This window comes from Rhodanobacter sp. MP1X3, assembly GCF_014207165.1.
Taxonomy (GTDB): Bacteria; Pseudomonadota; Gammaproteobacteria; order Xanthomonadales; family Rhodanobacteraceae; genus Rhodanobacter.
In genome coordinates, this window is the sequence record NZ_JACHCO010000002.1 from 500,939 (window position 1) to 525,968 (window position 25,030).

A 25,030-nucleotide genomic window follows, 5' to 3' on the forward strand; every position below is an offset into this window, starting at 1 on the left:
CACATCTTCGACCCAGTCACACAGATAGTGGCCATCACGGGTGGCGTCGCGGCTGGGAAGAGCGCTGTGGCACGCAGGTTTGAGGCGCTAGGCATACACGTACACGATGCTGATATCGCAGCGCGGGAAGTGATTGCACCGGGTACATCGGGACTGAGCGCCGTAATTGAGGCTTTTGGTGCGGATGTGCTTGATGCCATGGGCAAGTTGGACCGCCGGGCCATGCGAGAAAGGGTATTCACGGACCCAATGGCCCGACGCAAACTGGAGGCGATTATTCACCCTCTCGTTCGCGACTGGTTGCGCGATCGTGTTGCCGCCGAGACCGGGCCTTATTGTCTGCTGGCCATTCCCTTGCTGGCTGAGAACCTCGCGCACTACCGGTGGATCAAACATGTGCTGCTGGTCGACGCGCCGGAGTCGGCGCAACTCGACCGACTTGTCCTGCGTGATGGTATTGATGAAACATTGGCTCGCCGCATGCTCGCCCAGCAGGCCAGCCGCGCGGAGCGACTGGCGCTAGCGGATTACGTCATCGACAACAGCGGCGACGAGGTCGCGCTCGATATGGCTGTTGCTCAGCTGCATCAGAAATTTCTGGCGCTGTCACAACGAGCCCAGTAATGAACGCATTGTGCCTTCGCTGAATGGGCAGACACCCGATATTTCGTCTACTCAGACAACACTCTTCAAATCGGCCAGAATCCCAGAATACCCGCCATGCCTTGGGCACCCATCTGCTTTGCTTGCGTCAGGTCCCGTGAACCGAGTACGCCCACGGTATACACCGGTAACGAAGCTTCTTCTGCGAGCAACTGGAAGTCTGACCATTCCGCCCGCAGGGCATCCGTACCGCCGACTGAAGCCATTTTCAAAGGCAAGATAGCGAAGTCCGCTTGTATCTCTGTTGCTTTGGCCAATTGCGACGCATCGTGGCAACCGACACTAATCAGTTGATGCCACGGCAAAGGCCGCTCCGAGGTTTTCAGCAACTGTTCGCTGGTGATGTGAGCACCGACACCGAGTCCCTGCGCACCCTCAATATCGCCATTGAGCAGAAGCTGCGCGCCGTACTTGCGAGTGGTCGGCAATAACTCCGCTGCAAACGAACGAACGGCCGTGACCGGCCAGAGCGGCAGATGAAGCTGCAACAGCCGCACACCGTCTTGAATTGCCCGACAGATTCGCTCGCGCCATTCATCACGCTGATCGAGCGTGACATCGGCAGGCGTGATCATATACATGGCCGGTAGCCGCAGCGCCTGCAGGATCGGCCGATCAGCAGGCGTCATGCTTTCCGGATCAATCTGCGCGGGATCGCACCATTGCAGCGCCTGTCCTTCCAGCGATTGCGGCATACCGTCCCATCGATCCACATGCCAGGCGTCCAGCACCAAGGTGCGGTCATCGTAGGTCCACGGCACTCGTATAAGTGGCGTGGCCGACTTGAGCTCGATACCAAGCTCCTCGCGCAATTCACGGGCTAACGCTGCGAATGGTGATTCGCCCGGCTCAAGCTTGCCGCCGGGGAACTCCCAGAATCCTGCAAGATGCTTACCCTGCGGACGCTCCGCCAGCAGCACGCGTCCATCCGTATCAACGATGAGACCGGCCATCACATGCATGGCGGGCGGGACTCGGTAGCTAGAGCGTGTCATCAAATGCCAGCGGCCGCGACGGGTAGTTCCGTCAGTTGCTGCGCAGGTACTCGACCATATCGAAGTCGTAAGCGTGTTCGGCATCGGCCTTGTGATGCACACGGGAAACTTCGGTCCAGTCGCTGAAATGCGTGCCGGGAAAGAAGGTATCCGCACCGTTGATCGCTGCGCTGACCCAGGTCAGATACATGCGACGGGCAATCGGCAATGCCTCGGCAAATACCTGACCGCCGCCAATCACCATCAGGCCGGTCTGATCGGTACGCGCCAGCGCTTCTTCCACCGAGCGCACGGTAATCTGACCCGGAAATGGTGCTTCGTGCCGGCGGGAAAGCACCATGTTGACGCGATCCGGTAGCGCACGGCCAATGGATATAGCGGTGTTGTAACCCATCAGCACGTTCTTGCCGGTGGTCAACTGCTTGAACCAACGCAAATCATCCGGCAAATGCCAAGGCAATTGCCCCTTGAGGCCAATGGCAAAGTTCTCATCAAGCGCGGCAATCAGCGAAATAGCCATGAAATTCCTTGGAAAGCATGATCGGTAAGTTGGCTTCTGACCTCAAGGAGTCAGTACCAGCGGCGACGAATCTTAGCAGGCCGGGGCTCTGCAGGGCGTCTCGCCCAACTATCAGGCGGTCGTGCCCGGAGGTTCTGCTCCATCGGCCTGAAGCCTCACAGCTGAAGCAGCGTTCAGACCGCCACGGCCCCCTTGATCAGCGGGTGTGACGTGTAATTCTCGATGACGACGTCTTCAAAGCGGAAATCGAAGATCGATCTCACCTCGGGATTGAGCTGCAGCTGCGGCAGCGGACGAGGCTCACGGCTCAACTGCAGCTGCGCCTGCTCCACGTGATTGTTGTAGAGATGCGCATCACCCAGCGTATGCACGAAATCACCTACGCCCAGCCCGCATACCTGCGCCACCATATGCGTCAACAAGGCATAGCTAGCGATATTGAACGGCACGCCGAGAAAGATGTCGCCCGAGCGCTGGTACAACTGACAACTGAGCTTGCCATCAGCAACGTAGAACTGGAACAGGCTGTGGCAAGGCAGCAACGCCATCTTCGGCAGCTCCCCGACATTCCACGCACTCACTATCAGCCGTCGCGAATCAGGGTTGCGTTTGATCTCATCGATCACCCAGGCAATCTGATCGACCACGCCGCCATCGGCCGTGGGCCAGGCTCGCCACTGTTGGCCATAGACCGGGCCGAGATTGCCATCCGCGTCGGCCCATTCATCCCAGATACGCACGCCATTTTCTTTCAGATAAGCAATATTGGTATCACCACGCAGAAACCAGATCAGCTCGTGCACAATCGATTTCAGATGCAGCTTCTTGGTGGTCACCAGGGGGAAACCCTGCGCCAGGTCAAAGCGCATCTGCCAGCCAAAGACGCTGCGCGTGCCGGTGCCGGTGCGGTCGGATTTCTCGGCGCCGTGTTCCAGCACATGGCTTAGCAGATCGAGATAAGGGCGCATGATCAATCAGGCCTTCGTGCTAATGGGAGCCAGTGGCAACGTGGGTGCGCGCCGTGACAGCAGGATCAACCACAGTCCAACCACGATCAGTGGCAACGACTGCAACTGGCCCATCGTCACCCAGCCGAACGCGAGATAACCGAGCTGCGGATCCGGCAACCGAACGAATTCGATCGCAATGCGGAAACAGCCGTATAGCAGTCCAAACAGACCCGATACCAGATAACGTGGCCGTGGCTTTAGCGACACCAGCCAGATCACCACAAACAGCACGGCTCCCTCAAGGGCCATTTCGTACAGTTCGGAGGGATGACGCGGCAAACCGCCAAATTGCTGCAACGTGGGCAACCAGGTCGGATGGCTTTCGGCATACGCAATATCATCGGCGCGTGCGTTTGGGAAAATCATGCCCCACGATAACGTGGTCGGCTTGCCCCACAACTCGCCGTTGATGAAGTTGCCAAGCCGGCCAAGCCCCAGACCGATCGGAACAAGTGGCGCGACGAAATCGATCGTGTCGAAAAAATGCAGCCGTTGCCGGCGCGACCACCACAGGCCTGCAGCCAAAACGCCAAGCAGGCCACCGTGGAAACTCATGCCGCCATCCCACACCCTGAACAGCGCAAGCGGCTCGGTCCAGATCCAGTGAAGACCACCCGCGTAATAAAACAGCATGTACCAAAGGCGGCCGCCAATGATCACGCCCATCATGCCGTAGAAAAACAGGTCTCCCAACGTTTCTCGACTCACCGGCAGACGACCACGCCTGCGGCGATATTCGCCCAGCACTGCCACGACCAGAAAACCCAGCAGATACATCAAACCGTACCAGTGCACCTGGATGGGTCCCAGGCCGAAGGCCACCGGGTTGAACTGGACGATGAAAGGCTGGGTCATGAGCGAACCACGGTAATGGGAATGTCCAGTTTAGCGGGACGCCTACCCTCATTGCAGCGCCATTGTCAGCGATACCTTGGCTTGACTAGACTCACAGCCTGTGGCGAACCGCTGGTATGCGAAATATCCGCCACGCATATGGTTCCGTTGAGACAGCCATAAAGGGGACATTGATGTTTACTCAAAGAATGAGGGCCTTGCTGGCCTTCATGTGCGTGATGCTACCCGCTGCCGGGTTGGCGGCGGACCTGCTTCCGGTTGAGGACTTTGCGAAACACGCCGAGTTGTCGATGCCGCAACTATCTCCGGATGGACAGTATCTGGCGCTACGCGTGGATGACGATAGCGGCCAGCACGCCCTGGTCGTCTACAAGCTTTCTGACATGACCGCGCCAATCAGCATGCTGAGGATGCCGAAATACGAGCTGCCGGCGAGTTTCGACTGGGTCAGTCCGACGCGATTGGTCATCATGAAAGGCCAGAAGTTCGGCTCGCTCGACAAGCCCGAGCTGACCGGTGAGATCATTGCCACGGACATGAACGGCAAACATCAGGACTACCTATACGGTTACCAGGGTGGCGGCAGCCGCGGGGGCACCCGCAATCATGACGAGGGTTATGCCGAATACGACAGCCGACCGGAGCCGGCAAACAACCACTTCTACATAACTACTCATGCGTGGAATGCCGACCGCGAGAGCTCGCTCTACGATGTAGACGCGACTGCCAACAAACGCCTTCTGATCGGCAATATCGGGGTGGCCGACATGGACTTCATGGTCGGCGCGGACGGGAAAGCTCACTTTGCCTATGGCGTCAACGACGACTACAAGTACGTCGTCTATCACCGTGAAGCCAATAGCTGGGTCCAGATGAACACCGCGGAGATGGGCCGAAGCTTTGTGCCGATCGACTTCACTCCCGATCACCAGCGCATCTATGCAACCTATGCCGCTGCGGGTGGCCCGACCGCCTTGATCGAAGAAGACGAAAATGGCGGCAACCGTAAAGTGCTCGCCAAAGACGATTCCAGCAGCATTGGCGGCATCGAATGGACCGCCCTGCCGCACCAGCCGTTCGCCACCGTGCCTGCCACCGGACTTCCAAAAGTCAGCTATGTCGACCCCAACATGGATGCCGCCAAGCTGCACATGGCACTCAGTCTGAAATTTCCGGGTGAGTCCGTTGACTTCATCAACTACAGCGAAGACGGTGGCCAGTTGCTCTTCGGGGTCAGCAGCGACCGTGATCCGGGCACGTACTACCTGATTGACACGCACAGTTACAAAGTACGCAAGCTGTTTGACGTGGCTCCATGGATCGATCCGGCCAAGATGGCCGAACGGCGACCACTCCATTTCAAAGCCAGCAATGGCACCGAACTGGAAGCCATCCTGACCTTTCCGAAGGGGGCCGCCGAGACGAATCTGCCCATGGTCCTGCTGCCGCACGGCGGCCCAATCGACGAGCAGGACGATTGGTCCTACGACAACGTTGCACAGTTTCTTGCCAATCGCGGCTATTTGGTCTTGCAGGTGAACTTTCGCGGCTCAAGCGGACGCGGCACCGATTTCATGAAAGCCGGTTACCGCCAATGGGGCACTGGTATTCAACAGGATCTGATTGATGGCGTGAAATGGGCGATCGCAGAAAAATATGCCGATCCGAAGCGTATATGCGTGTTCGGCGGCAGTTTCGGCGGCTATTCGGCCATGATGGCCGTGATCCGCGCACCGGGCATGTTCAAGTGCGCCGTCGGCTATGCCGGCATCTATGACATGGCCATGCGATACACGAAGGGCGACACCCAGGAAAGCGAACTCGGACGCAACGCATTACGCGCCCAGATGGGTGACGACCCAGCCGACCTCGCGGCCAACTCTCCCGACAAGCTGGCTGACCAGATCAACGTCCCGGTATTTCTGATCCACGGTGAGGACGACCAGCGCGCGCCGTTCGCCCAGGCCAAGGCGATGCGCGCAGCGCTCGATGCGGCCCACAAGCCGTATGAATGGATGAGCAAGCCGGGCGAAGGGCACGGCTTTTATGATGAGAAGAACAATATCGAACTCTACACCCGACTGCAGGCGTTTCTGGAGAAATACATCGGCAAGGGCTCCTGATTCGATAACCGGTCCCCCTGGAAACGGCCACCGCGAGGTGGCCGTTTTTTTGCCGCCTCGTCAGAGCAATACCGGACGGTCAGGCAATTCATCAGGATTGTCGATACCTTCGCTGGGAAAGTGCTGCGCCAGCAGCGCATGCGCAGCGGCGATGCCCGCAAGGCTGCCTTCGCACCAGCGCCCGGCCGCATAGCTGTTGCGCATGGCGGCGCAGACGGCGTCCCATTCGGACTGGGCAACACGGTTGGCGATGCCGCGATCGGCGACGATCTCAATGCGCTTTTCGGCCATCAGCACGTAAAACAGAACGCCGGTGTTGTGCTCGGTATCCCATACTTGGAGCTGGGCGAAAATCTGGCGTGCGCGGGTCGCCGCATCGACGCCTTCCAGCACAGCCCAAGGCGACAGTCGAGACTCGACCGCAAATCGTACTTCACCCAGATGCGTGCGCTCACCGTTGGCGATGGCTGCGGTCATTTCGTCGAGTAGCGATTCGGGAAAGCTGCGGCGCATGGCAAACCATTGGCCGAACAGGTTGGTCAGCAGCCGCTGCAGTCGCGCCATCACCAGCTCCCCGACGAACCGCCACCGCCGAAGCTGCCTCCACCGCCGCTGAAGCCACCGCCTCCGCCCCCACCAAAACCACCACCACCCGAACCAAACCCGCCACCGCCGAATCCGCCCCAGCCACCGCCGCCTATGAAACCACCGGCACCGCCTGGCAGCAACATCAGAATGCCGCCCATGACCGCGCCAATGATGCCGGCGCCAGTCGACACGAGCAGCCACAACAGGCCTCCGGTGAACAGCGCGCCAATCGGCGCACGAACCCAGCTGTTCGCCCGCCCGAGCACACTACGCAGGAACAGCGCCAGAAACAGCCCCATCATCAGCCCGTGCTGCAATCCGAAGCCGGAACGCTGATGCTCGGGGTTGCCCTGCACAGGCGGCGGTAACGGCTCGCCGTCGATCAGCTGAGTCAGCGCACCAACCGCATCCGTGATGCCGCCGAAATAGTCGTTGACGCGAAATTTGGGGGCGATGTATTCGCGGCTGATGCGTGCAGCAGCGGCATCAGGGATTGCGCCTTCCAGGCCATAACCGACCTCGATGCGCACCTGCCGATCGTTCTTTGCAACGAGCAGAAGCACACCGTCATCGGTGCCTTTGCGGCCGATCTTGTTGGCCTCGGCGACCGCAATCGAATAAGCGTCGATATCCTGCGGCTGGGTGGTCGGAACCATCAGCACCACCAGTTGCGCGCCCTTGGCTTTTTCCAGCGCAATCAACTGCGAATCCAGCTGATCGACCTGCGCCGCGGTGAGTGTGCCGGTCAGGTCGGTGACGTGACGCGCGAGCGTGGGCACCGCATCGGCCGCATGCAGTAAAACCGGCGACAGCAGAGCTATCGCCAGGATCGACAACAGGCGCGAAAGGCGCCGAGGCATCATCAATGGGCCGAGCTGGCAGGGGCTGGCGTATTGGTACCGAAGTCCACGGTTGGTGCGGTGGAGATCGCTTTCTCGTTATCGACGCTGAAATTCGGTTTGATCTGGTAGCCAAACATCTTGGCGGTGAGATTGTTCGGAAAGGTGCGGATCATCGAGTTGTAGTCAGCCACCGACTGGATATAGCGGTTGCGTGCCACGGTCACGCGATTTTCGGTACCCTCCAGTTGCGCCTGCAGATTCTGGAACAGGCCATCGGCCTTCAACTGCGGATAGTTCTCGCTGACCACCATCAGTCGCGACAGCGCGCCGCCCAACTCACCTTGCGCCGCCTGAAATTGTTTCAGCTTTTCCGGGTCATTCACTGTATCGGCATTGACCTGCAGGCTGCCGACTTTGGCGCGCGCATTGGTTACCTCGACGAAAACCTTCTCTTCGTGCTGCGCATAGCCCTTGACGGTATTGACCAGATTCGGCACCAGATCGGCGCGCCGCTGATACTGGTTCAGCACCTCGGACCAGGCCTGCTTGACCGCCTCATCCTGCCGCTGCATGGCGTTATAGCCGCAACCGGACAGGCCACCGAGAATCAGCAAAAGCACCAGTACGCGCAAAGTTTTCATCAAGGCTTGCTCCATTGCGGATTGACTACCATTGCAGCACCCCTGCAGCCCATACGCAATAAAGTGCCGGGATCGGATCAAAACTCCTGACCGACGCCGTAGCGCTAGGTCAGAACCAACGCGGTAGCAGGATCAGCCCCCAACTCAACGCCACCAGCACCAGCAGCACGAAAACCGCGGCTGAGCCCATGTCTTTGGCACGGCCGGCCAGCTCATGAAATTCCGGACTGACTTTGTCGACTACGGCCTCGATGGCGGAATTGAGCAACTCGGCTGAGAGCACCAGCATCGGCGGAAAAATCAGCGCGAGCTTTTCAAGCGCGCCGTTGCCGAGCCATAGTCCGAGCGGAATAAGAGCAATGGCCAGACAGGCTTCCAGTCGAAACGAGGCTTCATGACGCCAACCGGCACGAAAACCTTTCATCGACCACTGAAATGCTTTCCAGAGCTGCTTGGGACCGCGAAAACCTTCGGCTGCCATCGTCCGGGATCCGGTCAGGCGATCGCTGGCAGCAACTGGCCAGCAGATTGACGATCGAACTGGCGCTTGCTGGCGATAAAAGACCTGGCCACCAAGGTGCGCGATGGAATAAAAGCAACGATCAACATGGTGAGGCAAGGTCCCTGGTTCCAGAGGCGACTTGAAAGCAGCACGCTTCAAGCAGCCGGTTCAATCAACAAACACAAGCGACTAATAATGCCACAAGCCCCGATGTTTCAAGATTTGGCTGGCTCCCGCGACTTACACATCAGCCCGAGCAGCCGTAAAGGCTCCCCCTCATCGCATGCTGCACTGCTACTACACCCGCGTGGTGAATAGGTTACGCTTCTAGAGATGTGACCCGCTCCACAGTCGCCTTGAACAGGGGATGCCACGGCAGAGCCGCGGCCCGAACCACGTATATCGAATCACGCACGGAAACGTTAATGGCAATTCAGAATCCGCCCGTCTCGCAAAATCGCTCCTTCAGCGCCGTCTTCCTGATTGAAATGTGGGAGCGCTTTGGCTTCTACGGCATGCAGGTGCTGATGGTCACTTTTTTGATGAAGAAGCTCGGCTTCGTCGATACCAAGGCCAATCTGGTCTGGGGAGCGGCGGCCGCTTTGATCTACGCCACGCCAGCGATCGGCGGCTGGGTCGGCGACAAGCTGCTGGGCACGCGCCGCACCATGCTGATCGGCGCCACGGTGCTGGCGTTGGGCTACGCCATGTTGTGGATCCCCTCGAACAACCCGTACATGGTGTATTGCGCGCTCGGCGTCATCGTGGTCGGCAACGGTTTCTTCAAGCCGAATGCGGGCAATTTGGTGCGCAAGATCTACGAGGGCGACGAAACCCGCATCGATAGCGCCTTCACCATCTACTACATGGCGGTGAACATCGGCTCGATGATCTCGATGACGCTGACTCCATGGATCCGCAACGTCGTGGCCGCGCGCTACGGCGACGACATGGGCTGGCATACCGCTTTCGGCGTCTGCTCGATCGGCCTGATCCTGGGCTTGATCAACTACATTTTCATGAGGCGTGCACTGGCACATATCGGCTCACCGGCGGACGAGCGTCCGATGGAGATGCGCCGTGCGCTGCCCGTGTTCGCAGCAGGCATCGTGCTGGTGTTTGTGGTGGCTTTCATTCTGCAAAGTCAGGTGGTGGCACGAGCCTGCGTGTATACCGCCGGCGTGATCATCCTCTGCGTATTCGCGCATTTGATCCGAAGCAGCCAGAAGAACGAGCGCGCAGGTCTAATCGCCGCCTTGGTGCTTACCGTTCAGACGATCTTCTTCTTTATCTTTTACTCGCAGATGGCGACATCGCTGAACCTGTTTGCGCAGCACAACGTGAACCTGTCGTTCGACCTCTTCGGCATGCATCTGTTCAACTGGATTCCCGAGCAGTATCAGAACCTCAACGCGATCTGGATCGTGGTCCTGAGTCCGATACTCGTCTTGATCTACAACACGCTGGGCCGCGTCGGCAAGGATCCTTCCATCGCGTTCAAGTTTGCGCTGGGCTTTGCAGCAGTCGCGATCGGCTTTTTCATGTATGGCGTCGGTGGGCACTCGGCGGTCAACGGCCAGGTGTCGTCATGGACCATGGTCTGGGGCTACGGCTGGTACTCGCTGGGCGAAATGCTGGTCAGCGGTCTGGGCCTGGCAATGATCGCGCGCTATGTGCCCTCGCGCATGGGCGGCTTCATGATGGGTGCTTATTACGTCGCGGTGGGCCTGTCGCAGTATCTGGGCAGCATCGTGGCCAACGCGGCACACATCCCGGATAACATCACCGATCCAGTACAGTCGCTGGCGATCTACGTGAGCCTGTTCAACAAGCTCGGCTTCGTCGGCATCGCCTGCGTGGTGGTCGCGCTGATCATGCTGCCGCTGATGAACCGGCTGTCGGCCAGCCACTCCGATCCTGCGGTCAACCACCATCCGCTGCCGGCCGTTCGCAGTGAGGAGTTCGACAACCGCGCCTGATGCGCATCCACCCGCCGCATGATGCGGCGGGTTTGCTGGATGATTGATTACCCATGACGCGACGTCCAGCCCAACGCATCGGTCCGTTTGCGCTCACACGCACCCTGGCGTGGCTGAGAATCTGTGCCATCGCCGGCCAGAGCGTCGCCGTGCTTTTCTGCGCGTGGTGGATGCAACTGCAGATTCCGCTGCTGCCACTGTTGGTCGGCATTGGCCTGCTGGGAGTGTTTGCGGTGTTCGCTGCGTGGCGGCTCAGCCAGCCATGGCCGATGCGCGAACGGGAAACCCTCGTTCATATCGCCGTCGATATGCTGGTGCTTGGGTACCTGCTGTATTTCACCGGCGGCGCCAGCAATCCGTTTATCACCCTGCTGCTGGTACCCATCGCCTTGACGGCGGCGGCGTTGTCGGCGCGTGCATTGCTGGCAGTATCTGCACTGGCAGGCGTGGCTTACGTGATTCTGCTCACCTGGCACGTACCGCTGCCAGTGCCGATGCACGACGATTTCCAAAACAACCTGACCCTGAATGTGGCCGGCACCGGCGTCAATCTGCTGATCAGCGCGCTGCTGCTGGGGTTTTTCATCAATCGGCTATCGCACGCATTGCGTCTGCAGCAGCATGAAGTGCAGCGCGTACGCGAGCGGGCACTACGCGACGAGGGCATTTTAGCCATCGCCACCCAGGCCGCCGGCGCCGCGCACGAACTCAATACGCCGCTATCGACCATGCGCACGCTGCTACCTGAGCTGCGTCGTGACTATGCCGCCGACGGCCTGCTGTCTGAAGATCTGCTGCTGCTGGAAGACCAAGTCAATCGCTGCCGCACGATCCTTCGCGAGATGGTGGCGTTCGGCAAGGCACAACTGTCGCAGGAATCGGAACGGCTCACCGTCGCCCAGTTCACCCACGGCTGCCTGGAACGTTTTCAGCTGCTGCGACCAGAGGCGGATGTCTCCCTGGTGCTGGACGACAACACCTCCCGCACTGCACTGCGCACACCGCCGGGTTTACGCCATGCACTGCTCAATCTACTCAACAACGCGGCGGATGCTTCTGCCAGTCGCGGCTCACAGATGGTCGCATTGATCGTGGTGCGCGAAGGCAGCTGGCTGCAGCTGTGCGTGCGCGACGAAGGACCTGGCTTTGCGGTGACCGGCGAACTGGCACTGCTTGGCGAGTCGCAGAAACAGGGTGGCCTTGGTATTGGCCTGGCACTGGCCGAGGCGACCGCCGAGCGACTCAATGGCGAACTGATCGCCGGCAACACCGAACACGGCGCCGAAATGTGCCTGCGCCTGCCGCTGGCCGTGATCGCCGACCGATAGCTAACACGGGCTATAGATCGCCATAATGACGCGATATCGACTGACCTGAGGCAAAAATACCGGTCGATCCACCCGAAAGAAGTGCCACCATGATCGAGTCAAATGAAATCTTGTTGAATCCGTCGGCATCCCACACCACCCTCTCGACTCCCGGGACGGTTACGCGCCCGCTGCTGCTGCTCGATGACGATGCGACTTTCGTTCGCGTGTTGGCGCGTGCCTTGGCTTCGCGCGGCTTCGAGGTACTCACCGCCACCAATTTCGATGAAGCGCGTGCGCTAACCCGCCGGCATCAGCCGCGTTACTGCGTGCTCGATCTCAAGCTGGGTGAGGAGAACGGACTGCGACTGATACCTGAGCTGCATGCGCTGGTTCCCGACATTCGCGTTTTGCTGCTCACCGGTTACGCCTCCATTGCCACCGCGGTGGAAGCGATCAAGCGCGGCGCGCACGACTATCTGGCCAAACCGGTCGACGCCGACGCCGTAGTGCGCGCCCTGCTCGACGGTGACACCGCCGACAGCGAAGACAACGATCCACCCGATGCACCTGAAGCGCCGCTGGCACTGCGCCGACTGGAGTGGGAACACATCCAGCGCGTACTGACTGAATGCGATGGCAATATTTCCGAAACCGCGCGACGGCTCGGCATGCACCGCCGCACTCTGCAACGGAAGCTGAGCAAGCATCCTGTGCGTGAGCGGCCGGAGCGCGAGGACTGACGGCTTGAGTATCGGATAATGCGGCGCATTTCACTTCGACTTGGCTGCTTCACTTGCTCCACAACCTTCAGTCGGTGTCATCGTCAAGATCATTGGTGCTGCACCTTCTTGATCGGCCAATTTCACCACCTTTGAGCGGTTGAATGGTCCCCGCAAAACGGGATTGAAATCCGTCGTGTGCCCATGTGGCGCACGGATCGAACCTTTGACGTCTAGCTCCACCACATCAGAAGCCAAAGGCTTTAGCATCAAATCAAACGTCCAGCCTGGTTTTCCATTGCCATCAGCATCTGGCGTGGAAATACTCGCATGCTCATTCGCTCGGACGCAAAGCGTCGGTGCAGCCAGTGTTTTGTCGCCCTGACTGAGACTCATCACAAGTTGAAAAATCTGAGGCGATGAGACCGAGGATTTCGACTCTGCCTGCGGCTGGTTCACCGCGTATACCGCTGTGGTAAATCCAGTAATAAAGGCAAAGACACAAGCTATCCCAATCAACCGACGACCAAGGCTTGGCGAACTCAACTTCAACATGGCAATACGCTCCGTAATGGGATGGTAGGAGAACCACGGGCAGCCGACAGGCAACGAAAAGGCGGCCGATTGGGTTTTCAACATGGCATTGGCGTAAGCGCGACGCTGAGTACCGTGCTCGCACAACACTGCGGCATCGCAGGCCAGCTCCTGATCTTGGCGCAATGCAGCGAGTGCGAACCAAGCGAGCGGATGAAACCAGAACACGGCGACAATGACCTGAGCCAATAGGCACCACCAGCCATCACGCCTGCGCGCGTGCATCGCCTCGTGAACAAGAATCAGCGAACGCTCAGTCGCGTCATAGCGTTCATCGAAATCGGACGGGAGTACGATACGAACTCGCCATGCCCCAACCAATGCAGGTCCGATATCCGTGCTGATGGCTCGTAGTACAGGCCAACGCGATGGCAGATTGTCGATTCTGGTTGCCCCTAGCATGCGTATTCGATATTGCGACTGCGCTCGCATCGCCATGCCCAGGGCGATCACGATGCCTGCAAGCCAGATCAGAACCACGGCGGTGCGCCAGTCGATGGTGTGTGACTGATCGACGTGCGTTGGAATGACACCTGCCATCGTCGTGATCGTGCTGACCACAATCGAGAATGTGGAGGTCGTCGCGCTGGCAGCGTGCGGTAACTGGCTGGCTATCATTGCCAGCGGCGGCAATAGCCACAGCTGGAATGCGCGCTCCGCACCAAACAATCGACGACACGGCTTTCGTAACAATGCGACAACGAGTAGTGCCAAGGTAAATGCCAGCAGAAGTAGCCAGCCATGGCTGATCCACGCCAACGCGATCGAGTCAATGCGCGTCATGGTCAAGCTCCTCCAACAATTTACGTAACTCGGCAATATCCTTTTTCGATAATTTGCGCTGTTCGGAAAAGTGAGCCACCAGCGGTGCCACGCGGCCGCCGAACAGGCGATCCAGCAGCCCCTTGCTCTCCTGCTGCACGTACTGCTCGCGTTTGAGCAGCGGCGTGTACAGATAGCGGCGACCTTCACGCTCGGCGTGGATGGCCTTTTTTCGCAACAGACGATTGAGCAGGGATTTCACCGTGCCCTCCTGCCAGTTTTGCGCCGGCCCCACTTCGCCGAGAATCTCCTCGGCACTGCGTGGCGCGCTTCGCCACAGCACGTCCATCACTACCGCTTCGGCTTCACTGATTGCCATAGGTCACCGTTTACACGTGTAAGTGAATTTATGTTTACATGCGTAAACAATGTCGTCAAGTCTATGCATATCCCCTGCATGACAACGTCGGACCCAGCTCCTCCTGACAACGAAAAAGGTCAGCCACTCGTGCACGAGGCGACCGCCGATCAATCCGTCGTATCCTAGGCAGCTGACTCTTTACTGCAGGAACCCGGCAATGGACAAGGTGTTTGCAAGCGCGGCAACCGCTCTCGATGGGCTGCTGGTCGATGGCATGACCATCGCAGCCGGAGGCTTTGGTCTGTGCGGGATTCCCGAAAACCTCATCGGCGCCCTGCTGGCAGCCGGCACCAGAGAGTTGACCATCGTCGGCAACAACGCCGGCGTGGACGACTTTGGTATGGGTCCGCTGCTGAAGACACACCAAGTCAAGCGCGTATACGCCTCGTACGTCGGCGAGAACAAGGAGTTCGAGCGACAGGTGCTGGCCGGCGAACTGGAGCTGCATCTCACACCACAGGGCACGCTGGCGGAAAAGCTTCGCGCCGGCGGCGCCGGTATTCCTGGCTTTTACACGCGCACAGCGTTCGGCACCAAGCTGGCCGAGGGCAAGGAGACCAAGGTCTTCGGCGACAAGGAGTACGTGCTGGAAGAGGCGATTCACGCTGACCTGTCGATCGTCAAGGCATGGAAAGGCGACGCACACGGCAATCTGGTGTTCCGCGAAACCGCGCGCAACTTCAATCCGATGATCGCCACCTGCGGCAAGATATGCGTGGCCGAGGTCGAGCATCTGGTCGCTGTGGGCGAACTGGAGCCAGACAACATCCACGTGCCAGGCATCTATGTCGACCGCATCATCCAGGGCGAGAAATACGAGAAGCGTATCGAGTTCCGCACGATTGCTGGCGCCAATACCGGCAAGGAAAGCCCGGTGCGAACCGCCATGGCGCAGCGCGCCGCGAAGGAACTGCAGGATGGGTTCTACGTCAACCTCGGCATTGGCATCCCGACCCTGGTGGCCAATTTCATTCCCGACGGCATCGACGTGACGCTGCAGTCCGAGAATGGCCTGCTGGGCATTGGTCCGTTTCCGGATGAGGCCAACGTCGACCCGGATCTGATCAATGCCGGCAAGCAAACCATCACCACACTACCGGGATCGAGCTTCTTCTCCAGCGCCGATTCGTTCGCAATGATCCGCGGTGGCCATATCGACCTGTCGATTCTCGGCGGCCTTGAAGTTTCAGCCACCGGTGATCTGGCCAACTGGATGGTGCCTGGCAAGATGGTGAAAGGCCCGGGCGGCGCGATGGATCTGGTCAGCGGGGTGAAGCGCGTGGTTGTGCTGATGGAGCACAACGCCAAAGACGGCACGCCAAAGATCCGTGAGGAATGCGAGTTGCCGTTGACCGGCAAACAGGTGGTCGACCTGATCATCACCGACCTGTGTGTGTTCAAGGTCGAGAAAGGTCAGGGGCTGACGCTGATTGAGCTCAATGAGGGCGTGACTGTCGATGAGGTCAAAGCAAAGACTGGCTGCGGCTTTACTGTTGATGCGACCTTGCAGCACTGACTATTGATAGTCTCGCGCCGGCCACGCCGACGCTAGCGAAGAACAGGTTGAATTCCCGGATTGCTACCGCTTCGAAGCCTTGAATCAGATCAACGTCAAGCTTCGACCGGCCGGGCCGGCAACGGCTTGGGAAAGCGGATGCGGGCGACGTTCTCGTGCCCAGGGCGGGTCTGCAGTTCCAGCGGCCAGGCAAAGCGCTCACTGATGCGCTGAGCGATGGCCAGTTCGAACCCATGGCGATCGGCGCCGAACACTCGCGCCGATTGTGCTGCAGCGTCCACAGGATGGGGGCCAGCGTGATTGCTCACCGTGACCGCGCCAGGCAACACAGTGATCACCACGCGGCCTTGTTCGGTCTGCTGGCAGGCGTTGCGGATCAGCTGCCAGCACAGCACCGAAAACACCCGGCGCGATCCCTGCAGCGCGAAGCGTGCGGGCTCTTCCAGCTCAAGTACGATGGGCCGACCGGCGAGCAGGATACGGGCGGCGTCCAGCTCGTGGACCAATACGTCATTCACCACGAAGCGTTCGGAGTCCATGCCCGTATCGGATTCGCGCGCCAGAATCAGCAGCGCGTCGACCACCGTCTCCATCTCACGGGTGGCACGCTGGATGCGGCGTACCGAACGCTCGCCGAAATCGCTGAGGTTTTCCTCATCGGCCAGCATGTCGACCGACATCTTGATGACGGTGAGTGGACTGCGCAATTCGTGGCTGGCGTCGCGGGTGAAGTTGCGTTCGCGCTGGTTGTAATCGGCAATACGCGTGACGAAACCGTGCAATCCCTTCGACAGCGAAGCAATATCCGCATCCGTGCCGCGCGCAAGAAGCTCGGGGCGCAGTGCATCCGGATTTCCCTGCGACTCGTCCCAGCTGCTGATCATCACGGCGAGCGCGCTCACCGGGCGCCATTCGCGCTTCGTGGCCATCCAGCCGAGAACGATCACGATCACGGCCATCACCGCCGCCAACGGCGCGACGTTGTACGCGCCCATCACGCATGTAATCAGTACAGCCGCCAGCTGCAGCGCGAAGACCCACGCGATGCGCCGCTTGAAGGCGCCGGTGCGAAATGCTGTCACTGGGTCGCCCTTGCTCGTCATCAACTCAACCATGGTGGCATGCCAACATAGGCATCAAGCCGATTGCGTGGACGATGCCACCTCCGACTCGAGTTCGGCGAGGCGATAACCTGCCGAATGAATCGTGTGTAACAGAGGTTGTGCGAAGGGTTTGTCGATAACGCGACGCAGGTTGTACAGATGCGAGCGCAGCGTATCCGAATCAGGCAACGTGTCGCCCCAGATTTCGCGCTCGATATCCCGACGACTGACCACTCGCGGTGACTCGCGCATCAGGATGGCCAGCAGCTTCAGGCCGATCGGCGATACGGTCAGTTCCTGGCCTTCGCGGGTCAGACGCAGTGTGGCGGTATCGAGCGTCATGTCGCCCACGGTCAGCACTTCGGTCGATACCTGACGACGGTCCCGGCGAATCAACGCACGCAGGCGCGCCTCCAGTTCGCGGACTTCGAACGGCTTGACCAGATAGTCATCGGCGCCCGCTTCGAGACCGACCAGCTTGTCATCCAGCGTATCGCGCGCGGTCAGCATCAACACCGGCGTGGACTTCTTCGCCTCCTTGCGCAGCTTGCGGCAGACTTCCAGACCATCGAGGCCGGGCAGCATGAGGTCAAGCACGATCACGTCGTAGCTGTTGGACACCGCCAGATGCAGGCCACTGACGCCATCAGCCGCGTAATCCACCGAATAACCCCGGCGCTCAAGGAATTCACCCACCATTTCGGCGATCTGGCGGTTGTCTTCAACCAGCAGAATCAGGCCGGCTTGATCTTCATGTACGGTCATATCTCGTCCTCGTCGCTCTGGCTTCAACTATGTGGATTTTCACAAATGTGAAGGACGAAGACTAAACGCCCGCACGGTGATCGAAATGTGAAGTACGCCCGGGCGACTCGTCACACCAGTGGCTGAGCGCAAGTCTGGTTTACGCCGTCATTTCAGCAGCGGTTGCAGCTGCGGCCACACCGTATCGAGTACTTTCGGCTCGGCGCTGGCGACGGGATGCAGCCCGTCGTCCTGCATCATGGCGGGATCGAGTGCCACGCTTTCGAGCAGGAACGGCACCAGTCCGGTGCGCTTGGTCTTTGCCAGATCGGCATAGATGGCCCGCAGGCCGTCACGGTACTGCGGACCGTAGTTCACCGGCAGCTCGATACCCAGCAGCAGCACGCGGATTTTCTGCTTCTGCGCCACGTCGATCATCGCGGCGAGATTGTCGCGCAGCGCCGGCAGCGGCAGTCCCTGCAGGCCGTCGTTTGCACCCAGTTCGATCACGAGTACCGACGGATGATATTTCTGCAGCAATGCCGGCAAACGGTTGCGTCCGCTCAGCGACGTTTCACCACTGATGCTGGCATTGATCGCTGCAGCCTTCGGCACCATGTTGGACAGGCGCGCGTTCAGCAGGAACACCCAGCCGGATTCGATCGGTATGTTGTGTGCGGCGGATAGCGAGTCACCCAGCACCAGTACCGTATTCACTGCAGTTTTCGGCGCCGCCGCACCGGCGCTGCCGATACCACCCAGCAACAGCCCGCAACACATCATCAAACCAAGGCATCGACGCATGACTGATTCTTCCCGCGCGCTTCTAGAGACCCGCGATGTTAGCAAGTCGGTCAGCGGTCCCGAGGGAAAGCTCGACATTCTGCACAACGTCAGCCTGCAGATCATGTCCGGCGAAAGTTTCGCCATCGTCGGCGCCTCCGGCTCCGGCAAGACCACCTTGCTCGGCCTGCTGGCCGGGCTGGATACGCCCAACAGCGGCAGCATCCTTCTCGACGGCAATGCGCTTGAACAGATGGACGAGGAAGCGCGCGCGGATCTGCGCCGTCGCCTGGTCGGCTTCGTGTTCCAGTCGTTCCATCTGCTGCCCGCCCTCACCGCCGAGGAAAACGTGATGCTGCCGCTGGAGCTGGAAGGCAGCAGCGACGCCCGCGCACGTGCTCGTGCCGCGCTCGAAGCAGTGGGGCTCAGTGCACGGCGTAAACATTATCCCGCCCAGCTTTCCGGCGGTGAGCAGCAGCGCGTGGCGATTGCCCGCGCCTTTGTGCACAGGCCGCGCGTGCTGTTTGCCGACGAACCCACCGGCAACCTCGACCAACGCACCGGTCACCACATCTGCGACATGCTGTTCGCACTCAATCGCGATCACCACACCACCCTGGTACTGGTCACCCACGACGCTACGCTGGCCGCACGCTGCGATCGACGAATCGAACTGGAAGAGGGCCGCGTGGTGTCCTCGAACGAGGCCACAAAATTCACGAGCGCCCGCGCATGAAGTTGCTGCTGCTCGCCCTACGCACGGTTCGTCGCGAATGGCACCTTCCGGAGCTGCGCACATTGGCCGCGTCTCTGGTGCTGGCGGTGGTTGCGCTCGGCGTGGTCGCCACGCTGTCGACGCGGATCGAACGCGGCATGCTGGCCAGCGCGGCCGAATTGATCGGCGGCGATATCGGCATTGAATCCCCGCAGAACCTGCCCGATACGTTTGCCAATGAAGCCCATCAGCGCGGATTGAACACCACTGTCACCGCCAGCTTTCCCAGCGTTGCGTTTGCCAACCAGAAGACACAACTGCTCGACGTGCAGGCCAGCGATCAGCACTACCCGCTGCGTGGCACGCTGGAGCTGGGCGACGCGACCGGACGCTCGCACAACGGCCAAGCGCCGGCAGCGGGCAGCGTCTATCTCGACCATCGCGCGCTGGTCGCGCTGAACCTCAAGGTTGGCCAGCAACTGCAACTCGGTGGCCGCCAGCTGACCATCACGGCCGAGCTATTGCGCCAGCCCGACGGTGGTGAGCTGTTTGCGCTGGCACCGCGCGCGCTGATGAGCCTCACCGACGCCGAACAGGCCGGACTGCTCGGCGTCGGCAGCCGTGCGCGCCATCGCCTGCTGTTGGCCGGTGATCCGACAGCGGTGCAGAGCTGGCGCGACTGGGTGCAGTCGACAAAACTGCCGCAGGGCGCCGAGTTGGTGACCACCGAACAGACGCAGGAGCGCATGCGCACCGCGTTCGATCGCGCCGGCGCCTTTCTAAGGCTGACCGCGCTGCTGTCGGCACTGCTGGCGGGTGTGGCCATCGCTCTGGCGGCGCAACGCTACGCACGGCGCAAGACAGCCGAAGTCGCCTTGCTGCGCGCGCTGGGCACCTCACGCAAACGCGTGCTGGGCCTGCTGGTTTACACGCTCGCCGCACTAACCATCCCCGCCGCAGCCATTGGGCTCGTGCTGGCATTGGGGCTGTCCCAACTGGCGTGGCTGTTTGCCAGTCAGCTGTTCGGCAGCGTGCCGACCGTGCTGCCGCTGGGGCCATCGTTCGCCGCCGCAGCGATGGGCATTGCCGTGCTGATCGGCTTTGCGCTGCCGCCGCTGGCGAGGCTGGCCGAGGTGCCGCCGGTGGCGGTGTTCCGTCAAAGTATGGAGCGGCGTGTACGGCGCTTCGATGCGCTGTATCTGATCCCGCTGGTGGTGGCGCTGGCCTTGATCTGGACGCAGAGCGGTTCGGTGCAGCTGGCCGGCATTCTCGCAGCAAGCTTGTTCGGCGTTGCCGTTGTCGCGGCGCTGCTGGCCGCGCTGCTGCTGTTCATTGCCCGACGCGTCGCACCCGGCGCGCATCCCGCGCTGCGCCTCGGGCTGGCCGCGCTGGCACGACGGCGCACGCTGAGCCTGATCCAGGCCACCGCGCTGAGCCTCGGACTCTGCGCCCTGCTGCTGCTTGCCATCGTGGCGCCTTCGCTGCTGCAGGGCTGGCGACAGGAGTTGCCGACCGATACACCGAACTGGTTCGCGCTGAACCTGCAGGATGACCAGCGCGCCGGCTTCGAACACGCGCTGGCAGGCATTGGCGGCGAGAAGCTCAACATGGCGCCGCTGGCAGTGGGCAAGCTCACTGCGATCAACGGCAAGCCGATCGATTCGATCAAGTTCGCCGATGAACGCTCGAAGGACTCGGCCGATCGCCAGCTGCGGCTGTCATGGGCCAGCGAGCTGCCGCCGGCCAACCAGATCGTCGCCGGCCAGTGGCCAAATGCACACCCCGCGCAGGCGATGGTGTCGATCGACACGATGTGGCGCGACATGTTTTCGCTGAAATTGGGCGACACGCTGAGCTTCAACGTCGGCGAAGGCAACCTCGACGCGAAGATCGGCAGCATCCGCAAGGTCGACTGGAGTTCATTCCGGGTCAACTTCTTCCTGCTGCTCGATCCCGACCACGCCAGCAGCTTGCCGCATACCTGGCTCGCCAGCTTCTACCTGCCGCGCACGCAAGCGAATCAGCTGGCGCAGCTGTCGCGCGACTACAGCAACCTCAGCCTGATCGACGTCGATTCGTTGCTCGATCGCGTGCGCGAGATCGTCGATCGCGTAGGCAATGCCGTGCGCTGGATCCTTGGTTTCAGCCTGCTCGCCGGCGCGCTGGTGCTGTCGGCGGCGCTCGCTGCCAGCGCCGCCGAACGCCGTCACGAAGCGGCCCTTCTACGCACCCTGGGCGCGCGTCGCAATCAACTGCGTGCGGCCGCCGCTTGTGAATTCGCCTTGCTCGGCCTTGTCGCCGGACTCACCGCAGCACTTGGTGCCGCCGGTGCGGGCTTGTGGATGGGGCATGCTGTCTTCCATATCGATGGCTTCGTGCCTCCGCTATGGCCGCTTGCGCTTGGCGCATTGAGCGCGGCCATCGTGGTGATGCTGCTGGGCCTGGCCGGCACGCGCAAGGTGACTCAAACATCGCCGATGCGGTTGTTGCGGGAAGGCTGATGCATCCATTTCTTGCGAGTCAGCAGTCCAACGTGAGCTAATTCATCACCGTTGCAATGGAAGATCGATGTGACCGATGAGCAGTATGCGAAGCAGTGGCTTCGATATCGTCGCTGGAATCGCTTAGCTATCGGTTTGTTTTTGGGATTTATACCTTTCGTTATTTTTATCGTCTCGGCATCCGACTATTTTTCTACCGCAGGAAAACTAGTGCCGATGGTTGCTGCGGGCTGGCTAGTTGCAATGGGATATTCGATATCCCGCATCTTCTTCTTTCGGTGTCCACAGTGCGGGCATATCTTTGCGTTGGCCTCTTGGCTATACCTCACTAACGGGCAAAAGTGCGCGCACTGCGGCCTGAAACGCTACGAAAACTCCGGCATCGAAAGCGCTTCAAAAATTCACTAAATTGAGCACAGCCATCCATGTATACGCTCTACTACTCCCCCGGCACCGCCAGCATGGTCGTGCACCTCGCACTGCTGGAAATCGGTGCGCCGCATGAGTTGCGGCTAGTCGATTTCGACGCGGGCGAGCAACACGATCCGGACTATTTGAAGCTCAATCCCGGTGGTGTCGTACCGACACTGGTGATAGACGGTCGGGCGTTGACCGAATCTGCTGCGCTGTTGATGATTCTGGCCGAGCGTCACCCTGAAGCGAAGCTGGCACCGTTATCGGGTACGCCTGCGCACGACGCCTGGACACAGTGGATCGTGTATCTCAGCAATACGCTGATGTCGACCTATCGGCTGTGGTTTTATCCAGCCGAACTGGGCAGCGACGAACACGATCCGGCAATACGCGCGGCGCTGCAAAAAAAGATCGAAGGCATATGGGATCGGCTGGATGCGCATCTCGAAGCCAATGGTCCGTACTTGCTGGGCGCCGAATTCACTGGCGCCGACCTGCTGCTGGCGATGCTGATGCGCTGGTCGCGCAATATGCCGCGACCGGTCAGCGAGTGGCCGGCATTGAATCGGTTGGCGGCGCTGATTCGTGCGCGCCCGAGCTGGCAGAGGCTTTACCAGATCGAAGCGCTGAGCGGATGGTGATGGTGATGGTGATGGTGATGGCGGCAGTTTCGACGGATAGGCCACCACATGAGTGATGCAGCCAATCCCGACGCCGCGCCGTTTTCCTGGCGACAAAAGCTGAAGAGCGAATGGTTGCTACTGCTGTTTGGCACACTGACGATTGCATTGGCACTGTTCGATCCGCAACCACTGGCAAACTATCAACACTGGCTGCAGCTGCCGACGCTGGCCGGGTTGATGGGCCTGCTGATTGCGATCCAGGGCATTCGCGACAGCGGACTGGTGCAGCACGCTGCCGTCAGCATCGCCGCACGCGCGCATTCGCTGCGTGGACTCGGCCTGCTACTGGTAGCGGCGACAGCACTGCTGTCGATGGTGCTGACCAACGACGTGAGCTTGTTCCTGATCGTACCGCTGACGGTGGTGATCGGCGGCATATCCAACCTGCCGGTGCTGCGCATGGTGGTGCTGGAAGCGCTGGCGGTGAATGCGGGCTCCACACTGAGTCCGATCGGCAACCCGCAGAACCTGCTGCTGTGGCAGCACGCGCGGTTGCCTTTCCTGCATTTCGTCGTTGCGATGCTGCCTGCAGCTGTCGTGATGTTTGCGCTACTGGTGGCATTCACCCTGCTGTGGCTACCGCGCGACGGCATCCAGCTGAGCATGGACACGATGAGCGGCCAGACGACGTCAAGGCGACTTGGCGCAGCGTCGATGATCGGCCTGGTCGGCATGGTCGTGTTGATGGAGTACGACTACGCGCTGCTGGGTGCTGTACTGCTGCTGGTGCTGTTTGCGCTACTGGCACGCGCAAGCCTGACGCGAATCGACTGGCTGTTGCTGGTGACCTTTGCAGCGATCTTTCTGGGGCTGGGGCATTTCGCCGAACTGCCACTGGTGAAACACGGGCTGGATCAGCTCGACTTCAAGCAGCCACTGACGGTCTTCATCAGCGGCGTTCTTGCCTCACAACTGATCAGCAATGTGCCGGCGACCGTGCTGCTGCTCGATCGTGCGCCTGATGCGATTGCGCTGGCGGTGGCAGTCAATGTGGGTGGTTTTGGTCTGGCGATTGGTTCGCTGGCCAACCTGATCGCCCTGCGGCTTGCCAAACAGCCGCACGGCTTGCGGTTGCTGCACCTGGTCTCGATTCCGTTTTTGCTGGTTAGCGCACCGCTGGTCTATCTTGCGTGGCACTGGCTCGGATGATTCGGTAACACCTGCCGCTCAATCATCATCGCGCGGCAGGCTGAGCTTGCCTTTGACGCGGGCATGGGTGACGTCGCCACTACCCATGGCACCGAGGCTGAAGCTGCCACCGACATCCTTGACGCCAAGATCGCCCGAGCCCAGCGTGTCGGCATGCACGCTACCGCCGACCCTACGTAGCATGACGTCACCCGAGCCGATGCTGCCGATCTTCGCATCACCCTTGATGCCCTCGATCTTGACGTCGCCGGACCCCACCGAACCCAGCTCGAGACTGCCGATATCGCTTGCATCGATATCGCCCGCCCCCAGGCTCGCGGTGAACTTGCCCGACACGTGGCGCACGTGCAGATCGCCCGAGTTGACTCGGCTCTGCAACTGTCTTACGCCGTTGACCGTGGCGTTGCCCGAGCCGACGCTGAGCGTGACCGGCAAACGCGCCGGTAGCTGCATGTTGATATCCAGGTAGGCATACGAACTGCCAAATAGGTTGGAAGGTGCCTGGCTGTCGGCGCCGATATCGATCAGCAGTTGATCGCCCGCCAGCTTCTGGGTGACCTGCAAGCTGTTGAGCACGGCGTTGTCGGATGTACACGCGTGGCCGGTGACGATCACCTTCTGCGCGGCATCAGTCGCGGTGAGATGCAGATTGTGGCTGTGCACGTCGATCTGTACCGCATGCACACCAGTCAGGTTGATTTGCAGATTGCGCGGCGCCTGATATTTGCACGGGGCGGCAGCGAACACGGACGCAGGGGCCAGCAATAAAATGGCGATAAAAAGGCGGCGCATGGTGGAATCCGTGGAAGGTCGACAGCTGTAGGATGCCATTGTCAGCGGAAAGGTTGCACGCCGATGTTTATCGCTGTGCATTGGAGCACGTCAGCGGTGACTTGCC

General features: G+C 60.3%; 25 protein-coding genes. 11 read left to right on the forward strand and 14 right to left on the reverse strand.

Annotated features, from left to right (window positions below; translation table 11 throughout):
* Positions 1–3: 3 nt before the first annotated feature.
* On the forward strand, positions 4–624 hold the full coding sequence (coaE, locus tag HDE79_RS08770) for a dephospho-CoA kinase (protein WP_184601655.1): 621 nt from the start codon (positions 4–6) through the stop codon (positions 622–624).
* Positions 625–689: 65 nt separating this feature from the next.
* On the opposite strand, the gene HDE79_RS08775 is transcribed toward coaE, so the two are convergent.
* From HDE79_RS08775 to lgt, 4 genes are all read right to left on the reverse strand, one after another.
* Positions 690–1,625, reverse strand: a complete 936-nt coding sequence (locus HDE79_RS08775; protein ID WP_184601543.1) for a Nudix family hydrolase — start codon at positions 1,623–1,625, stop codon at positions 690–692.
* 64 nt (positions 1,626–1,689) lie between these two features.
* Positions 1,690–2,178, reverse strand: coding sequence for a dihydrofolate reductase (locus HDE79_RS08780; RefSeq protein WP_184601544.1), 489 nt, complete (start codon positions 2,176–2,178; stop codon positions 1,690–1,692).
* Between the two features lie 173 nt (positions 2,179–2,351).
* On the reverse strand, positions 2,352–3,146 hold the full coding sequence (locus HDE79_RS08785) for a thymidylate synthase (protein WP_184601545.1): 795 nt from the start codon (positions 3,144–3,146) through the stop codon (positions 2,352–2,354).
* A 6-nt stretch (positions 3,147–3,152) separates the two neighbouring features.
* Entirely contained in the window at positions 3,153–4,043 is an 891-nt protein-coding gene (gene lgt / locus HDE79_RS08790; RefSeq protein WP_184601546.1) for a prolipoprotein diacylglyceryl transferase, read from the reverse strand.
* Positions 4,044–4,216: 173 nt separating this feature from the next.
* Here lgt and HDE79_RS08795 point away from each other — a divergent pair, with 173 nt between their 5' ends.
* Entirely contained in the window at positions 4,217–6,166 is a 1,950-nt protein-coding gene (locus tag HDE79_RS08795) for a S9 family peptidase (protein WP_255488336.1), read from the forward strand.
* A 60-nt stretch (positions 6,167–6,226) separates the two neighbouring features.
* Here the strand turns inward: HDE79_RS08795 and HDE79_RS08800 are convergent, their stop codons facing one another.
* From HDE79_RS08800 to HDE79_RS08815, 4 genes are all read right to left on the reverse strand, one after another.
* Positions 6,227–6,730 carry a TPM domain-containing protein gene (locus HDE79_RS08800; RefSeq protein ID WP_184601547.1) on the reverse strand — a complete coding sequence of 168 codons (504 nt, stop codon included), beginning with the start codon at positions 6,728–6,730 and terminating at the stop codon, positions 6,227–6,229.
* Positions 6,730–7,614 (reverse strand): TPM domain-containing protein, encoded by an 885-nt coding sequence (locus tag HDE79_RS08805; protein WP_184601548.1) that lies wholly within the window; start codon positions 7,612–7,614, stop codon positions 6,730–6,732. Before HDE79_RS08805 ends, HDE79_RS08800 begins: the two co-directional genes overlap by 1 nt.
* Before the next feature lie 2 nt (positions 7,615–7,616).
* Positions 7,617–8,240 carry a LemA family protein gene (locus HDE79_RS08810; protein ID WP_221440088.1) on the reverse strand — a complete coding sequence of 208 codons (624 nt, stop codon included), beginning with the start codon at positions 8,238–8,240 and terminating at the stop codon, positions 7,617–7,619.
* A 106-nt stretch (positions 8,241–8,346) separates the two neighbouring features.
* On the reverse strand, positions 8,347–8,718 hold the full coding sequence (locus tag HDE79_RS08815; RefSeq protein WP_184601550.1) for a diacylglycerol kinase: 372 nt from the start codon (positions 8,716–8,718) through the stop codon (positions 8,347–8,349).
* A 446-nt stretch (positions 8,719–9,164) separates the two neighbouring features.
* Between HDE79_RS08815 and HDE79_RS08820 the strand changes: the two genes are divergently transcribed.
* The 3 genes from HDE79_RS08820 to HDE79_RS08830 all read left to right on the forward strand — a co-directional run bounded on the left by HDE79_RS08820 (position 9,165) and on the right by HDE79_RS08830 (position 12,768).
* Positions 9,165–10,718 carry an oligopeptide:H+ symporter gene (locus HDE79_RS08820; RefSeq protein WP_184601551.1) on the forward strand — a complete coding sequence of 518 codons (1,554 nt, stop codon included), beginning with the start codon at positions 9,165–9,167 and terminating at the stop codon, positions 10,716–10,718.
* A 53-nt stretch (positions 10,719–10,771) separates the two neighbouring features.
* Complete coding sequence (locus tag HDE79_RS08825) at positions 10,772–12,046, forward strand: ATP-binding protein (RefSeq protein WP_184601552.1); 1,275 nt, start codon at positions 10,772–10,774, stop codon at positions 12,044–12,046.
* A gap of 89 nt (positions 12,047–12,135) precedes the next feature.
* Positions 12,136–12,768 carry a response regulator transcription factor gene (locus tag HDE79_RS08830; RefSeq protein ID WP_255488337.1) on the forward strand — a complete coding sequence of 211 codons (633 nt, stop codon included), beginning with the start codon at positions 12,136–12,138 and terminating at the stop codon, positions 12,766–12,768.
* Between the two features lie 30 nt (positions 12,769–12,798).
* Here the strand turns inward: HDE79_RS08830 and HDE79_RS08835 are convergent, their stop codons facing one another.
* On the reverse strand, positions 12,799–14,124 hold the full coding sequence (locus HDE79_RS08835) for a M56 family metallopeptidase (RefSeq protein ID WP_184601553.1): 1,326 nt from the start codon (positions 14,122–14,124) through the stop codon (positions 12,799–12,801).
* Positions 14,111–14,482 (reverse strand): BlaI/MecI/CopY family transcriptional regulator, encoded by a 372-nt coding sequence (locus HDE79_RS08840; protein ID WP_184601554.1) that lies wholly within the window; start codon positions 14,480–14,482, stop codon positions 14,111–14,113. The genes HDE79_RS08835 and HDE79_RS08840 overlap by 14 nt, the downstream gene beginning before the upstream one ends.
* 199 nt (positions 14,483–14,681) lie before the next feature.
* Between HDE79_RS08840 and HDE79_RS22215 the strand changes: the two genes are divergently transcribed.
* Positions 14,682–16,040, forward strand: a complete 1,359-nt coding sequence (locus tag HDE79_RS22215) for a 3-oxoacid CoA-transferase (RefSeq protein ID WP_184601555.1) — start codon at positions 14,682–14,684, stop codon at positions 16,038–16,040.
* A 95-nt stretch (positions 16,041–16,135) separates the two neighbouring features.
* Here HDE79_RS22215 and HDE79_RS08850 read toward each other — a convergent pair whose 3' ends face one another.
* The 3 genes from HDE79_RS08850 to HDE79_RS08860 all read right to left on the reverse strand — a co-directional run bounded on the left by HDE79_RS08850 (position 16,136) and on the right by HDE79_RS08860 (position 18,691).
* On the reverse strand, positions 16,136–17,155 hold the full coding sequence (locus HDE79_RS08850) for a HAMP domain-containing sensor histidine kinase (protein ID WP_255488338.1): 1,020 nt from the start codon (positions 17,153–17,155) through the stop codon (positions 16,136–16,138).
* Between the two features lie 21 nt (positions 17,156–17,176).
* Positions 17,177–17,908, reverse strand: coding sequence for a response regulator transcription factor (locus HDE79_RS08855; protein WP_184601556.1), 732 nt, complete (start codon positions 17,906–17,908; stop codon positions 17,177–17,179).
* Between the two features lie 147 nt (positions 17,909–18,055).
* Positions 18,056–18,691: an arylesterase gene (locus HDE79_RS08860; protein ID WP_184601557.1), complete on the reverse strand. Its 636-nt coding sequence runs from the start codon at positions 18,689–18,691 to the stop codon at positions 18,056–18,058.
* On the opposite strand from HDE79_RS08860, the gene HDE79_RS08865 reads away from it, so the two are divergent.
* From HDE79_RS08865 to HDE79_RS08885, 5 genes are all read left to right on the forward strand, one after another.
* Positions 18,690–19,406 carry an ATP-binding cassette domain-containing protein gene (locus HDE79_RS08865; protein ID WP_184601558.1) on the forward strand — a complete coding sequence of 239 codons (717 nt, stop codon included), beginning with the start codon at positions 18,690–18,692 and terminating at the stop codon, positions 19,404–19,406. The two genes, HDE79_RS08860 and HDE79_RS08865, sit on opposite strands and share 2 nt — an antisense overlap.
* A complete protein-coding gene (locus tag HDE79_RS08870) occupies positions 19,403–21,886 on the forward strand; it encodes an FtsX-like permease family protein (RefSeq protein WP_184601559.1) in 2,484 nt (827 codons plus the stop codon). Before HDE79_RS08865 ends, HDE79_RS08870 begins: the two co-directional genes overlap by 4 nt.
* A 69-nt stretch (positions 21,887–21,955) precedes the next feature.
* A complete protein-coding gene (locus HDE79_RS08875) occupies positions 21,956–22,294 on the forward strand; it encodes a hypothetical protein (RefSeq protein WP_184601560.1) in 339 nt (112 codons plus the stop codon).
* 17 nt (positions 22,295–22,311) lie between these two features.
* Positions 22,312–22,941, forward strand: a complete 630-nt coding sequence (locus tag HDE79_RS08880; protein WP_184601561.1) for a glutathione S-transferase family protein — start codon at positions 22,312–22,314, stop codon at positions 22,939–22,941.
* A 48-nt stretch (positions 22,942–22,989) separates the two neighbouring features.
* A complete protein-coding gene (locus tag HDE79_RS08885; RefSeq protein WP_184601562.1) occupies positions 22,990–24,132 on the forward strand; it encodes an SLC13 family permease in 1,143 nt (380 codons plus the stop codon).
* A gap of 18 nt (positions 24,133–24,150) precedes the next feature.
* Here HDE79_RS08885 and HDE79_RS08890 read toward each other — a convergent pair whose 3' ends face one another.
* Positions 24,151–24,924, reverse strand: coding sequence for a DUF4097 family beta strand repeat-containing protein (locus HDE79_RS08890; RefSeq protein ID WP_184601563.1), 774 nt, complete (start codon positions 24,922–24,924; stop codon positions 24,151–24,153).
* Positions 24,925–25,030 lie beyond the last annotated feature (106 nt).